The organism is Microbacterium sp. (assembly GCF_047607465.1).
Classification (GTDB): domain Bacteria; phylum Actinomycetota; class Actinomycetes; order Actinomycetales; family Microbacteriaceae; genus Microbacterium.
The window spans coordinates 1-14,796 of record NZ_JASGCY010000072.1 but is presented as its reverse complement, the minus strand read 5'-3'; the positions used below and the strand labels follow the sequence as shown (position 1 = coordinate 14,796).

Sequence of the window (14,796 nt, the reverse complement as noted above, 5' to 3'; positions counted from 1 at the left end):
CGCTCGCTCTCGCCGAAGCACCGTCCCCGCGACGACGAGAGCGCGGTGTTCGGCGCGCCATCAGGCGGGCATCCGGGCACACTTTCCACCCGTTCTCCGCCACCACGTCGGACACGAAGAGACCAGAGGGAACACCGAGATGTCAGATCTGCGCACCTCCATCGAGAGTGGCAAACCGACCCGCAAGAAGTGGCCGTGGGTCGCGGGCGCCGGCGCGCTCGTCGCCGCGGCCGCCGTCGTCGCGATCGTCGTCTCCGCGCTCAACGGCGGCGGTTCATCGGCTGCGGAGGGGGAGAGCGCGGATGACGGCACTCCGGTTTCCGGCGGCACCCTCGAGTTCGCGCTGATCGACTATCAGCGCAGCCCCGACCCGCACTGGGGAACGAACTACGCCGAGTCGATCATCGCCGACAACATCACCGACAAGCTCACCTGGCAGGACCCGGACACCGGCGAGATCACGCCATGGCTGGCGACCTCATGGGAGGTCAACGACGATCTCACCGCTTTCACCTTCCACCTGCGTGACGACGTCACCTTCTCGGACGGCACGCCGTTCAACGCCGAGGCGGTCAAGGCGAACTTCGACCAGTACGTGCACGGTGATCAGGCCCTGGGCATCAGCCCCAACGGCGCGGTGCTGTTCCCGAACTACCTGGACACCGTCGTCGACGACGAGTTCACCGTGACGGTGACGTTCTCGAAGCCGAGCGCCAGCTTCCTGCAGGCGTCCTCGTTCACCGCGAACGCCGGCCCTGGATTCCTGTCGCTGTCCACGTTGGCGCTCAGCGCCGAGGAGCGCACCGACCCCACCAAGATCATCGGCACCGGTCCCTTCGTGTACGAGGAGTGGACCGAACAGGTGCGCACCGTTCTCGTCAAGCGCGATGGTTACAACTGGTCACCGCCGGCGATCGAGCACGAAGGCGAGGCGTACCTCGACAAGATCGTCTTCAACGTGATCCCCGAGGCCAGTGTGCGCACCGGCTCGCTGCAGTCCGGCGAGATCGACGCCACGCTCGATGTGGGGACCACCGACGAGGCTCCGCTGGAGGCGGCCGGGTTCGAGATCATCTCGCGTCAGGTCTCCGGAACCGCGATCTTCTTCAACTTCAACACCTCGCTGTTCCCGACGAACGACATCGCCGTTCGGAAGGCGATCCAGCTCGGATGGAACAGGGATGCCGTTGAGAAGACGGTGCTCACCGACAACTACTCGGTCGCCACCTCCGTGCTCGCCGACTCGGTCACAGGGTACGTCGACCACAGCGACACGGTGTTGAAGTACGACCCGGATGCCGCGGAGCAGGTGCTGGAGGATGCCGGCTGGACGGAGGGTGCGGATGGCATCCGCGAGAAGGACGGGCAGCGTCTCGAGGTGAAGCTGCTCGGCATCAGCAACCTCGTCGCCAACAAGCCCGCCTACGAGTCGGTGCAGCAGGACCTGGCCGCGATCGGCATCGATCTTCAGCTGAACGTGCTTCCGCTCGCCGACTACGCTGCGGCAGTGGCCTCAGCGAAGACCGACTGGAACGTCGTCGCAGCCAACCGGTCGCGCAACGACCCGGCCGTGCTCAACCTGCAGTACAGCCCGCTGATCGGGAACGGCGCCTACATCGACGACGACTTCGCGGGACGCGACGACATCATCGAGCGCCTCGGGCGGCTCGAACTCACCCTCGATCCGCAGCAGCGTGCGGAGTACGCGGCGGACGCGCAGGACCTGATCCTCGAGGAGTACGCGCTCACCAGCCCGATCTACAACCCGTCGCAGGTCATCGCGCAGTCGCCCTCCGTGCACGGCATCATCTTCGATGCGCAGGCACGCAACCACTTCGTCGACACGTGGAAGAGCAAGGGATGAGCCCGTCGACGCGGCGCGAGCTGCACATCAACGTCAACATCCTCAACGCCGGTGTCTTCGGCGGATCATGGCGGGTGCCGGAGAACGATCCGCTCTCGGCGTATCAGCTCGAGCACTATGTGGAGATCGCGAAGAAGGCGGAGGCGGCGAAGCTCGACGCCATCTTCCTCGCGGACGGTCCGGGGCTCGAACCCGATCTCGCCCACCGGTCGGGGAACAGCTTCGAACCGAGTGTCCTTCTCGGACGGATCGCGGCCGAGACCGACCGTATCGGGCTGATCGGCACGTTCTCCTCCAGCTACAACGATGCCGACGAGCTCGCCGCTCGCCTCGCCTCGATCGATGCGCTCTCGGGCGGCCGATTCGGATGGAACGTCGTCACCACGGCCGGATCTGCTGCCGCAGCCAACTTCGGACGCGACGGCGAACCGGACCACACCGCGCGGTACACGAGGGCGAGCGACGTCACCGCCCGGGTGATCGCGGCGTGGGCGGGCCAGGAGGGCGCGCCGGCGGTCGCGCCCTCGCCGCAGGGACGCCCGGTGCTCGTGCAGGCAGGGGCATCGAAGGACGGTACGAGACTCGCCGGCGAGCACGCCGAAGTGATCTTCACCGCCGCGCAGACGCTCGACGAGGCGCTCGCGTTCCGCCGTGCCGTCGATGAGCATGCGATCGGCTTCGGCCGCAGGCCGGAGCACGTCGCGATCCTCCCCGGCCTGTCGACGGTGGTCGGCAGCACCGAGGCCGAGGCGCAGGAGCGGCGAGAGCTGCTGGCCGAGCTGGTGCCGGAGCCGTACGCGGTGAACCGCCTCAGCGCCCAGCTCGGGCTCGATCTGAGCGGCGTCGATCTCGACGAGACCGTGCCGCTGGACGCTCTTCCGGCGCCGGAGTCCGCCGGGGGTTCGCAGACCTTCTACCGACTGGTGCTCGGCATCATCGAGCGGGAGCGTCCGACCTATCGCCGCCTGCTGCGCACTCTCGGCGGCGGCGCAGGGCACCGCATCGTGGTCGGCACCCCCGAGCAGATCGCTGACGACATCGAGCGGTGGTTCCGCGCAGGCGCCGCCGACGGATTCAACGTCATGCCGGATGCGCTGCCGAGCGGGTTCGACCACTTCGCGGAGCAGGTCATCCCCGAGCTGCAGCGCCGGGGGCTGTTCCGCACCGAGTACACCGGCAGCACTCTCCGTGACCATCTGGGTCTTCCCGTGCAGGCACCGTTGCGGCGCAGCACCGCTGCACTCGCCGCCACCTGGTGAAGAAGGGCATCCGATCATGACCTCCTCCGTTCCCGTCATCGTCCGGCTGCCGCGCATCGCGGCGGCATCCGATCCCGCATCGGCCCTGGCCGCGGTCCGTGAGATGCTCGCGGTGGCGTCGTCGCACGGCGTCGATGCGGTGCTGATCACGCACGCCGATGCCGGTGACATCGATCCGAGCGTGCTCGCGGGCCTCGTCAGCAGCACGGCCGACGTGCCCATCCTCATCGAGGCGCACACCGGACGGCATGCGCCCTTCAACCTCGCCCGCCGCGTGCAGACGCTCGCGCGCATCACCGGGGGCAGAGCGGGTGTCTACCTGCGTGACACCGGGACGGATGCCGTCACCGAATCCTCCCGCTCCGCGGTGACGACCGGGGTCGTCGGAGAATACGCGCGGGTGCTGCGCCGGCTCTGGGACAGCTTCCCCGAGTCCGCGCTGATCGGCGATCGCGAGGCGGGACTGTTCGCCGACGTCAGCCGGATCACCCCCGCCGGTCACCAGGGCGAGGTGTACGGCGTCGCTGGTGCGTTGAACGTGCCGATCGCCCCCGATCGCCGTCCGGTGCTGCTCGCCGATGAGGAGAGCGATGACATCGACGCCCTCGTCTCGTCGGAGCCCTCCTCCGCCGGCATCCGCACGTACCGTCCGGTGATCTGGACCAGAGGGACCTCGCTCGACGCCGATGGCGTGCTGCTGTCCATCGACGTCCCGCTCGAGGCGTTCGCCGTCGAGCTCGACGCCGCTCTGACCACCACGCCGCGCTCCGACGCCGCGGGACCGACGCTCTGGCAGGCACGCGAGAGCGCCGCCGTCCCCGCGTGATCACCCGCATCCTCACAGAGAAGACCACCTCGAATGACTGACATCTCCACTCTCGCCCCGCCGCACGAATTCGGCTTCAGCACCGAGCAGGTGCACGCCGGCTATCTCGGCGAGGCCGGTCACGGCGCCCGCATCACCCCCCTGTACCTCAGCGCCGGGTTCATCTTCGACGACTTCGAGCACGCCAGGGCGCGCTTCGCCGGGACCGATCTCGGGTACGTGTACTCGCGCATCAACAACCCAACGAACGCCGCCGTCGAGAAGGCACTGGCAGAGCTCGAGCACGGCGTCGGTGCGACCCTCGTCGGCAGCGGTCAGGCCGCTGCCACCGTCGCACTGCTCAGCGTGCTGAAGGCCGGTGACCACTTCCTGAGCGCCCCGAGCATCTACGAGGGCACCAGGGCGCTGTTTCGCGGCAACTTCGCCCGCTTCGGCATCGAGGTGGAGTTCGTCGAGAACCCGAACGATCCTGCGGACTGGCACCGTCGCGTGCGGGAGAACACCCGACTGTTCTTCGGCGAGGCGATCCCGAACCCGAAGAACGACCTCATCGACATCGAGGCGATCGCCACGGCGGCGCACGAGAACGGTGTGCCGTTCGCGATCGACTCGACGGTGCCGACGCCGTACCTGCTGCGTCCGATCGACTACGGGGCGGACATCGTGTTCCACTCGACGAGCAAGTTCCTCGCCGGGCACGGCAACTCGATCGGCGGTGTCGTGATTGACGCAGGACGCTTCGACTGGGCGGCGCACCCCGACAAGTTCCCGCACCTGCACCAGCCGATCTTCGAGGACGGCGCCGAGAAGACGACGTGGGTGGAGAAGTTCGGCGCGAAGGCGAACTTCGCCTTCGCCCGCGCCGTCGTCGCAGGACGCTTCGGCACCAGCCTCTCGCCGTTCAACGCCTTCCTCGTGCAGCAGGGCATCGAGACGCTCTCGCTGCGGGTGCGTCAGCACGCCTCCAACGCTCTGGCCGTCGCGAGCTGGCTCGAGCAGCAGCCGGAGGTGTCCAGCGTCGACTATCCCGGTCTGGCCTCGAACGCCTATCACCAGTTGGCGCGGAAGTACTACCCACGCGGGGCCGGCTCCGTCTTCGCGTTCACCCTGGCCGGAGGGCAGGATGCCGCGAAGATCCTCTACGACGCCGTCGAGGTGTTCACCCGCATGACGCACATCGGCGATGTGCGCTCGTTGATCCTGCATCCGCCGACGACCACGCACTCCAAGCTGTCGCAGGCCGAGCGCGACAAGGCGGGCATCCACCCCGGACTCATCCGCCTGTCGGTCGGCATCGAGGATGTCGACGACCTCATCGCCGATCTGGACCGCGCGTTCCGCGTGCTCCGCGGTGAGAACCCGCCGGCGCTGCGCGCCGCGGTGACCGATGGCGGATTCACTCCGGCGGACGGGCTGTGAGCGCGTCGGTGGCGGCTGCGGTCACGACCGCGCAGATCCGCGAGGCCATCGCCCCCACGCTCGACGCGCTGAGGGAGCGCGCGGCGCGCCGCGATGTCGAACGAGAGCACCCCTATGCAGAGGTCCGTGCGCTCGCCGACGCCGGGCTGCTGCGTTACCGGCTACCGGTGCAGGACGACGGCGCAGGCGCCACGGTGCGCGAGCTCGCGGAGCTGGTCGTCGACATCGCCGCCGCGGATTCGAACGTCGCGCAGGCGCTGCGCCCCGGAGTGCTCGTCGTCGAATCGCTCGTCACCGGAGCGGTGACGGGGCCGGCGCGCGACGCGCTCCTCGCCAGGGTGCTGCGCGGCGACCTGTTCTCCGGGACTGTGAACGAGCGCGGCGGCGCGGCGGGCGGAGTGCAGACGACGCTCACCCGCGATGAGCACGGCCTTCGGATCGACGGTGCGAAGTACTACAGCACCGGCGGCCTGCACGCGCAGTGGTTCTCCGGAGTCGCCCGCGACGAGCAGGGACGCACCGTCGCGTTCACCGTGCCGACCGACCGCGAAGGCGTCGTCCGACTGGACGACTTCGACGCGATCGGTCAGCGGCTCACCGCCAGCGGCAGCACGCTGCTGCAGGGCGTGCGGGTGGATGCCGCCGAGCTCGGCGAACCGGATGCCCCCAAGCGGCATCCGCACGGCTCGCTCGCGCACCTCGTGCTCGCCGCGACCCTCGCGGGGATCGCGCAGGCCGCGGCGGATGACGCGGTCCACGTCGTGCAGCGGGTCGCCAGGCCGATCAAGCACTCCACCGCTGCCACGTCGGTGGAGGACCCCTACGTGCGTCAGGTCACCGGCCGGATCGCCACCGCGGCGTTCACGGCCCGTGCTCAGGTGGTCGCCGCGGCCGAAGCGCTGGATCGTCATTGGGCTGCCGGCGATGACGCCACCGCCGCTGCTGCCGTCGTCGCGGTCGCGCAGGCGTACATCGGCGCGGGTGAGCAGGCGCTGCTCGCCGGCGAGCTGCTCTTCGACGTCGGCGGCGGAACGCTCACGGATCGTGAGCTCGGTCTGGACCGGCATTGGCGCAACGCCCGCACGGTCGCCAACCACAACCCGCGCGGCTGGAAGGCGGCCGCGATCGGCGCCTGGTTCCTCGCCGGCGAGATCCCCCCGGCCAACGGCCTCTTCTGACCCCACGAGAACAACAAGGAGACGCAGTGAGCGACGACAAGGCCACGATCGGGCAGAACCGGCTCGGCCGCACCGGGGTGCCGGTGAGCAGCCTGACCCTCGGTGCCATGAACTTCGGCGGCCCGACCGACCGCGCGGAGTCGATCGACATCATCCACGCGGCCATCGACGCCGGCATCACGGTGATCGACACGGCGGATGTCTACAACCAGGGCGTCAGCGAGGAGATCGTCGGCGCGGCGATCGCCGGGAGGCGCGATGACCTCATCATCGCGACGAAGTTCCACGGGCAGATCGGCGACAACCCGCTGCACGCCGGGAACTCCCGCCGTTGGATCCATCGGGCCGTCGAGGAGAGCCTGCGCCGGCTGGGCACGGATCACATCGACCTGTACCAGGCCCACCGGCCCGACCCGCACACGCCGCTCCTGGAGACCATCGAGGCCCTCAACGACCTCATCCATCAGGGCAAGATCTGCTACTACGGCACCAGCGTGTTCGGGGTCGACGAGGTCGTCGAGGCGCAGTTCATCGCGCGCCAGCACGGTCTCATCCCGCCGGCCACCGAGCAGGTCCCCTATTCGGCGCTGATCCGGCTGGTCGAACGCACGACCCTGCCGGTCGCGCGCAAGCACGGCCTCGGGGTGCTCACGTTCGGGCCGCTCGCCGCCGGATGGCTGAGCGGCGCGTACCGGGCGGATGCCCCGCAGCCGGAATCCGTCAGAGCCGCACGGGTGTGGGCCGGACGTTTCGACGTGTCGGATCCGCGCAATGCGCACAAGCTCGACGCAGCGGAGCGGCTGGCGCGGCTCGCGGAGAGCGCAGGGCTCAGCGTGCCGGAGCTCGCCGTCGGTTTCGCGCTCTCGCACCCGGCCGTGTCCTCCGTGATCATCGGCCCCCGCACCCGCGCGCATCTCGATGCGTACCTCGCCGCAGCATCCGTCGTCCTCGATGACGCCGTCCTCGATGAGATCGACCGCATCGTCGCGCCGGGGACCACGTTCCTCGAACGCGACAACGGGCGCATCCCCGACGAACTGACCCCCGCCGGGCTGCGCCGTCCGCGCGCCTCCCACTGACCACGACCGCGAAAGGCCCCGCTGTGAGCTACCAGCCCTCCGATGACCGCTACGAGAATCTGAACTGGCGTCAGGCCGGCACCACCGGCCTCGTCCTGCCCGAGTTCGCGTTCGGCCTGTGGCAGAAGTTCGGCGACCGCACCCCGTTCGAGACGCAGCGCGAGATCCTGCTCGCCGCCTTCGATGCCGGCGTCGTGCACTTCGACAACGCGAATCGCTACGGCCCTCCGCACCGCGCGGCGGAGAAGAACTTCGGCCGCGTCCTGCGCGAAGATCTCGCCGCATGGCGCGAAGAACTCGTGCTCACCACGAAGGCGGGCAACCCCATCGGGCCGAGCCCCTATCACCGCGGCGGATCGCGCAAGAATCTGCTGCAGAGCCTGGATCACAGCCTGCGCGACCTCGGCACCGATTACGTCGACGTGTTCTACTTCCACCACCCCGACGCCTCCGTGCCGCTCGAGGAGACGGTCGGCGCGCTCGCCACCGCCGTGCAGTCCGGCAAGGCCCTGTACGTGGGCATCTCGAACTTCTACGACCGCGCGGAAGCGCACAGGGCGGCCGTCCTGCTGAAGGAGGCCGGCGTGCCGCTCGCGCTGCATCAGTCCCGTTACTCGGTCTTCGATCGCCGGCTCGAGATCGGCGACGTGCTGGGGCAGTCCGCCGAGGACGGCGTGGGGCTCGTCACCTATTCGCCGCTCGCGCAGGGACTGCTCACCGACAAGTACCTCAACGGCGTGCCGGAGGGTGCACGGGCTCTGGACAGCGCCTTCCTGTCGACCGATGACATCACCGACGAGTACCGGGAGCGGGCGCGAGCGCTCAACGACCTGGCCGTGCAACGAGGGCAGTCGCTCGCCCAGCTCGCCCTGCAGTGGGTGCTGCGCCGCCCGGAGGTCACCAGCGCGCTCATCGGCGCGAGCTCCGTCGCGCAGCTGCATCACAACCTGCAGGCACCGAGCTTCGCGCCGCTCACGGATGAGGAGCTCGCGATCATCGACCAGCACGGCGTGCACGGCACCGGGTTGCGGATCGCATGAGCGCGGCGACCCTCACCGGCGCTGAGGACACCGCTGTGACCGGGTCCGCGGTGCTCGCCGGCAAGCGACTCGGATTCCTGCTGCACCTCGACGGCGATCTCGACCCCGCGTCGTCCTACGCCCAGGCGATCGAGATCTTCCAGCACGCCGAAGCACTCGGGTACGACTCGGGGTGGGTCATCCAGCGCCACTTCCGGCAGGGCAACGAGCACGTCTCGGCGCCGCTCGTGCTGCTCGCCGCCATCGCGCAGCACACCACACGCATCCGCCTCGGTACCGGGGTGCTCGTCCTGCCGCTGGAGGATCCGCTGAGAGTGGCCGAGGATGCGTCAACGCTCGACGCCCTGTCTGGTGGGCGTCTCGAACTGGGCGTCGGATCAGGGCCGTTCCCCGGTGCGTGGGAGGCGTTCGATCGCGACCTCGACGATCGTGCCGCGGTGTGGGAGTCCAGCATCGCGCGACTGCATCGAGTCCTCGACGGGGAGCCGGTGAACAGCATCGGAGAGCGTCTGCATCCGGACGGAGCGGGGGTGCGCCGGCGCCTGTGGCAGGCGACGTCGAGCGCGCCAGCGGTGGCCGAGGCGCAGGCCAGGGCGGCCGGTGCCGCGGGGGACGGGCTGCAGCTCTCGCGGGCGACCGACTGGAACCGGCATCAGAGTCCCGAGGCCCAGGCCGCGCTGATCGACGCGTACCGGGCAGCGCTCCCCGTCGGCACCCCGCCGCGGGTGCTCGTCTCGCGGGCGGTGTATCCGGATGCCAGCCGCGCACAGGCGCTCGCGAACCTCGTCGACGGTGCCCGCCGCTGGCAGAGCTGGTTCGGAGCGCTCGGGCGCGAAGAGGCGGCGAGGGTGTCTGCGGAGGAGTACCTCGAACGCGACCACACCCGTTTCGGCGAGCCGGCTGCGATCGCCGAAGGCCTCTCGCACGACGTCGGCGTCGCCGCGGCGACCGAGCTGCTCGTCAGCTTCCCGCCCGCATCGCCGGCACTCGAGGAGCACAAGCGCCTGCTGGCAGCCACGGCGCAGCAGGTCGCGCCGCTGCTCGGATGGGTTCCGCAGCCGGGTATCGGCCATCACCAGGAGGACTCATGAGTGCGCAGGCCACGACCGAAGGACGCTACCATCTCAACCTCTCGCTGATGCAGCCGGGGCACTTCCGCACCGCCTGGCGCCTGCCGGGGCATGACCCGCTCGCGGTGCTCGACATCGAGTACTTCGCGCGCATCACCGAGCATGCCGAGCGGGCGAAGCTGCACACGGTGTTCCTCGGCGACGGACCAGGGGCGACGCCGGCGATCGCCGGGGCGCCAGAGGCGGGTATCGATCCGACGATCCTGTTCGCGAACCTGTTCGCCCGCACGAGCCGGATCGGCGCGATCGCCACGAGCAGCACCACCTACAACGAGCCGTACAACCTGGCGCGGCGCTATTCGGCACTGGACCACGTGTCCGGCGGGCGCACGGCCTTCAACGCCGTGACGACGCTCAACCCCACGGCGGCTGCGGCGTTCGGATACGACCGCGAGATCCCCAAGGCCGAGCGCTACGAGCGCGCGGAGGAGTTCTTCGAGATCGTCACAGCGCTCTGGGGGGCATGGGAGGACGGCGCGATCGTCGCGGATGCTGAATCCGGCGTCTTCGCGGACGTCTCCCGCATCCATCCCATCGACTTCGAGGGTCGCCACTTCAGGGTGCGGGGCAACCTCTCGCTTCCCGAGTCGCCGCAGGGCAGGCCGCTGATCGTGCAGGCAGGAGGATCGGCCGGCGGCATCCGACTCGGTGCGCGCTTCGCCGACATCGTCTTCACCGTTGCGCAGACGAAGACGCGGGCGCGCGAGTTCCGCCGCGAGCTCGCCCAGGCGGCGCTCGCCGTCGGCCGGGCGACGCCCCCGCAGACATCGCTCGGCGTCGTGCTGCTGATCGGATCGACCGAGGAGGAGGCCAGGAGGCGCGGAGACGAGCTGCTCGACACGCTTGGTGACCAGGCGGGAGATCGCCTCCTCGCTCAGCTGGGGATCCCCGTCGGAAGCATCGGACCCGACGATCTCATCACCCGCGACCTGGTCGACGCCCAGGCGCTGGGCAAGGGATCGGACGGCTTCAACGCGAGCACTCTCGCCCTTCTCGATGAGCAGTCCTTCACGACCAGGGAGCTGCTGCTGCGCTCAGCGGCGGGGAACGGTCATCGGCTCGTGCTCGGCACACCGGAGCAGATCGCCGATGACCTCGACTCCTGGTTCGACGCCGGCACCGCAGACGGCTTCACCGTGATGTCGGCGGACAACGCCGTCGACGCCCCGGCGTTCCTCGACGAGGTCGTGCCGATCCTCCAGCGCCGGGGTTCCTTCCGCACCGAGTACCAGGGGGACACGTTGCGGGAGAACTTCGGCCTTCCGTTCCCCGAGGTGCGCCGCGCGGCATCCTGATCGTCCGCCACCGACCTGCCACTCGTATCGACTGAAAAGGACCACCGTGCTCCGTTACGCCGCGCTCAAGATCGGACGCGCACTGTTCGTCGTCTGGGCTGCGTTCACCGTGACCTTCCTCCTGCTGTTCGTGCTGCCGGCCGATCCGGTCGACCTGCTCTTCGATCCGGCCGAGCTCAACAGCATCCCGGAAGAGGTGCGCGCCCAGGTCGCTGCGACCTACGGCTTCGACCAGCCGATGCTTCTGCAGTACCTCGGACGGCTCGGACACGCCCTGATCGGCGATTTCGGCAACTCCGTGCAGTCCGGCAGGCCCGTGACGCAGTCTCTACTGGAGGTGCTGCCGAGCACCCTCATCCTGTCGGTGGGCGCGCTGGTGCTCGCGGTGCTGATCGGCTTCGTGATCGCGCTGATCGCGACGTCGACCCGCAGGCCCTGGCTGCGCAACCTGCTCGAGTCGCTGCCGTCGGCCGCCGTCTCGGTGCCGGTGTTCATGTTCGGCATCGTGCTGCTGCAGATCTTCTCGTTCACCCTCGGCTGGTTCCCCTCCTTCGGCGACAACGGCTGGCAGAGTCTGGTGCTGCCGCTGGTGACGCTCGCCATCCCGGTGTCGGGTCCGATCGCGCAGCTGCTCGTGCGCAGCTTCACCGGTGAGATGGGTGCCGGGTACGTCACGACGAGCTTCGCGAAGGGGGCGACACGCGGTCAGGTCATCATCGGCGACGTGTTCCGCAATGCGAGCCTTCCGGCCCTCACGATCGCCGCGATCACCTTCGGCAATCTCATCGCCGGCTCCGTGATCACCGAGACCGTCTTCGCCAGACCCGGTGTCGGCAGGCTCACCCAGGGGGCGATCAACACGCTCGACATCCCCCTCGTGCAGGGCATCGTCGTGTTCGTCGCCGCCAGCTTCGCCCTCATCAATCTCATCGTCGACCTCATCTATCCGTTGCTCGACCCGCGCCTGCGTGCGTCGCTCGCCGCCCAGACCGTCTGAGGAGCACCATGACCATCGAACTGACCCGCGTCGCCGAGGCGCCGGCCCCCGTCGTCGTCCCGCCGGAACCGCGCACCTCGGCCATCCGAGTACGGCTGCGCGAGTTCCTCAGACAGCCGGTCCTGGTGCTCGCCTGGATCATCGTGCTGGTCGTGATCGGCTGGGCGCTGTTCCCCTCGCTGTTCACGCCGTACAGTCCGTACGCCGGCGACCCTGCGCTGAGCTTCGCGCCGCCGAGTCTTGCCCACCCCTTCGGAGCCGACCGTCTGGGGCGCGACCTGTTCGCCCGATCCGTGTACGGCGCCGGCACCACCTTGACGGCCACGCTTCTCGCCGTGCTCATCGCGTTCGGGGTCGGCGCCGTCATCGGGCTCGCCGCCGGATACTACGGCCGCGGTGTCGACACGGTCTTCATGCGGATCATCGACGTGTTCCTGTCGGTGCCCAGTCTGCTGCTGGCGATGGTCATCGTCTCGGTCCTCGGCTATTCGACTCACAACATCGCCATCGCCGTCGGCCTGTCGGCGATCGCATCGTTCGCCAGGGTGATGCGCTCCGAGGTCATCGTCATCGTCAATCGCGACTACGTGCGCGCGGCCTACGGTCTCGGCGTCGGCCGGTTCGCCGTGGTGCGGCGGCACATCCTGCCCAACTCCTTGAGCTCGGTCCTGGCGCTCGCCGCGCTCGAGGTCGGCACCTCGATCCTCGCGGTCGCGTCGCTCGGCTTCCTCGGCTACGGCGCACCGCCCCCGGAGCCGGAGTGGGGGCTGCTGGTGGCGGAGGGCCGCGACTACCTCGCCGTCTACCCGTGGATCTCGATCCTGCCGGGGATCGCGCTCGCCCTCGTCGTGATCGCCACCCACCGCATCAGCACCTCCTTCCGGAAGGACCGCCGCCGATGAGCGCCGACATCGCCCCTGACGCAGAGCCGCTGCTCGCGATCGACGACCTGCGCGTCGATTACCGCGGTGAGAACCGCTCGTGGACGTCCGCCGTCCGCGGCGTGAGCCTGCAGGTGCACCCCGGTGAGACGGTCGCCCTGGTCGGCGAATCCGGATCGGGGAAGACCACGCTCATCCAGGGAGCGCTGGGACTGCTTCCCGCCACGGCGCGCATCAGCGGCGGGTCGATCTCCTATTCGGGCGTCGACGTCACCGGATGGCCGGACAAGCGGATGGCGCGGGTGCGGGGGAACTACGTCGGCTTCATCCCGCAGGACCCCGGCACGTCGCTGAACCCCGTGAAGAAGATCGGTCAGCAGGTGATCGAGGCCGTGAAGTTCAACGAGGAGCGGGCCGCGACGGCCGCCGAACACGTGCACGCGGCGCTCGACAGCCTGCGCACGGCCGGCCTCGCGAACGCCGAGCGGGTCTTCCACCAGTATCCGTACGAGCTCTCCGGCGGCATGAAGCAGCGCGTGCTGATCGCGATCGCGCTGGCCGGCAGGCCGAAGATCATCGTCGCCGACGAACCCACCAGCGCACTCGACGTCACGGTGCAGCGGGTCATCCTCGATCATCTCGAGCGGCTGCGTGAGGAACTCGGCATCGGCATCCTGCTGATCACGCACGACCTCGGGGTCGCGCTGGATCGGGCCGATCGGATCGCGGTGATGCAGCGCGGGGAGATCGTCGAGCACGGACCGGTCGATCAGCTGATCCGGCATCCGTCCAGCGCCTACACCCGGCGTCTGCTCGATGCCGCCCCCGCCAGGCACGCCGGGCGGCTGGCGCCCACTTCGGGTGAGCGCCGGGAGCCGGGGGATGCCGTGGCCATCCGCGCCGAGGACCTGCGCAAGCGGTACACGATCCGCGTCGCAGGCAAGAGCACGGCGATCGACGCGCTCGACGGCGTCGGCATCACCGTGCGCGAAGGGACGACGCACGCGCTCGTGGGGGAGTCCGGCGCGGGCAAGTCGACGCTCGCGAGCATCATCGCCGGGTTCGCCGTCGCGGACTCGGGCCGGGTGTGGATCGGCGAGCGCGAGACCACGTCGCTCGATCGCAGGGCGAGGCGCGAGATGCGCCGGGACCTCCAGTTCGTCTTCCAGAACCCGTACACCTCGCTCGATCCGCGTTTCACGGTCGCGAAGCTCATCGCGGAACCGCTGCGCGCGTTCCGGGTCACCGCGACCACGGCCGAGCTCGGCGCCAGGGTCAGCGAATTGCTGCGGGCCGTCGCGCTCGACGACAGCTACCTGAACCGTCTACCAGCCCAGCTCTCCGGGGGTCAGCGGCAACGCATCGCCATCGCGCGTGCGCTCGCGCTGAACCCCCGAGTGCTCGTGCTCGACGAGGCGGTCAGCGCCCTCGACGTGTCGGTGCAGGCGCAGATCCTGCAACTGCTCGTCGACCTGCAGAACGAGCTCGGCCTCAGCTACGTCTTCGTCACCCACGACCTCGGCGTGGTGCGCCTCATCGCCGACGACGTCACCGTCATGAAGGACGGCGCGATCGTCGAGCACGGCACGGTCGATGAGGTCTTCCGCTCACCGCAGCACGAGTACACGCGCACCCTGCTCGACGCGGTCCCCGGCACCCGATTCGCCGGCGTCTGATCGCGCACAGCATCCGCCGCCCCTCCGAAGGAGTCTCAATGAAGTTGTCAAGCCGCGATTGCGGTCTTCGTTGGGCTGTCGATCGTGAAGGTTCGGTTGTCGCGCAGGAGTGCCCAGAGGACGTCGACGCGGCGTCGGGCGAGGGCGAGGAG

12 protein-coding genes are annotated in these 14,796 nt (G+C 69.3%); all 12 read left to right on the top strand.

Features of this window, described 5'->3' with window-relative positions:
• Positions 1 to 139: 139 nt before the first annotated feature.
• From QM568_RS10290 to QM568_RS10235, 12 genes are read left to right on the top strand one after another with little or no spacing between them, the layout of a single operon-like run.
• A complete protein-coding gene (locus QM568_RS10290; protein WP_415138479.1) occupies positions 140 to 1,864 on the top strand; it encodes an ABC transporter substrate-binding protein in 1,725 nt (574 codons plus the stop codon).
• On the top strand, positions 1,861 to 3,123 hold the full coding sequence (locus QM568_RS10285; protein WP_415138477.1) for an LLM class flavin-dependent oxidoreductase: 1,263 nt from the start codon (positions 1,861 to 1,863) through the stop codon (positions 3,121 to 3,123). Before QM568_RS10290 ends, QM568_RS10285 begins: the two co-directional genes overlap by 4 nt.
• 16 nt (positions 3,124 to 3,139) lie before the next feature.
• Positions 3,140 to 3,949 (top strand): LLM class flavin-dependent oxidoreductase, encoded by an 810-nt coding sequence (locus tag QM568_RS10280; protein ID WP_415138475.1) that lies wholly within the window; start codon positions 3,140 to 3,142, stop codon positions 3,947 to 3,949.
• Between the two features lie 33 nt (positions 3,950 to 3,982).
• Positions 3,983 to 5,368: an O-acetylhomoserine aminocarboxypropyltransferase/cysteine synthase family protein gene (locus QM568_RS10275; RefSeq protein ID WP_415138473.1), complete on the top strand. Its 1,386-nt coding sequence runs from the start codon at positions 3,983 to 3,985 to the stop codon at positions 5,366 to 5,368.
• On the top strand, positions 5,365 to 6,546 hold the full coding sequence (locus QM568_RS10270) for an acyl-CoA dehydrogenase (protein WP_415138471.1): 1,182 nt from the start codon (positions 5,365 to 5,367) through the stop codon (positions 6,544 to 6,546). The genes QM568_RS10275 and QM568_RS10270 overlap by 4 nt, the downstream gene beginning before the upstream one ends.
• Before the next feature lie 26 nt (positions 6,547 to 6,572).
• Positions 6,573 to 7,625: an aldo/keto reductase gene (locus QM568_RS10265; protein WP_415138469.1), complete on the top strand. Its 1,053-nt coding sequence runs from the start codon at positions 6,573 to 6,575 to the stop codon at positions 7,623 to 7,625.
• Between the two features lie 23 nt (positions 7,626 to 7,648).
• Entirely contained in the window at positions 7,649 to 8,665 is a 1,017-nt protein-coding gene (locus tag QM568_RS10260) for an aldo/keto reductase (protein WP_415138467.1), read from the top strand.
• Complete coding sequence (locus tag QM568_RS10255; protein ID WP_415138465.1) at positions 8,662 to 9,756, top strand: LLM class flavin-dependent oxidoreductase; 1,095 nt, start codon at positions 8,662 to 8,664, stop codon at positions 9,754 to 9,756. Before QM568_RS10260 ends, QM568_RS10255 begins: the two co-directional genes overlap by 4 nt.
• Complete coding sequence (locus tag QM568_RS10250) at positions 9,753 to 11,090, top strand: NtaA/DmoA family FMN-dependent monooxygenase (protein WP_415138463.1); 1,338 nt, start codon at positions 9,753 to 9,755, stop codon at positions 11,088 to 11,090. Before QM568_RS10255 ends, QM568_RS10250 begins: the two co-directional genes overlap by 4 nt.
• A gap of 46 nt (positions 11,091 to 11,136) precedes the next feature.
• Positions 11,137 to 12,087 carry an ABC transporter permease gene (locus tag QM568_RS10245; RefSeq protein ID WP_415138461.1) on the top strand — a complete coding sequence of 317 codons (951 nt, stop codon included), beginning with the start codon at positions 11,137 to 11,139 and terminating at the stop codon, positions 12,085 to 12,087.
• A gap of 8 nt (positions 12,088 to 12,095) precedes the next feature.
• A complete protein-coding gene (locus QM568_RS10240) occupies positions 12,096 to 12,989 on the top strand; it encodes an ABC transporter permease (RefSeq protein WP_415138459.1) in 894 nt (297 codons plus the stop codon).
• On the top strand, positions 12,986 to 14,644 hold the full coding sequence (locus QM568_RS10235; RefSeq protein ID WP_415138457.1) for a dipeptide ABC transporter ATP-binding protein: 1,659 nt from the start codon (positions 12,986 to 12,988) through the stop codon (positions 14,642 to 14,644). Before QM568_RS10240 ends, QM568_RS10235 begins: the two co-directional genes overlap by 4 nt.
• Positions 14,645 to 14,796 lie beyond the last annotated feature (152 nt).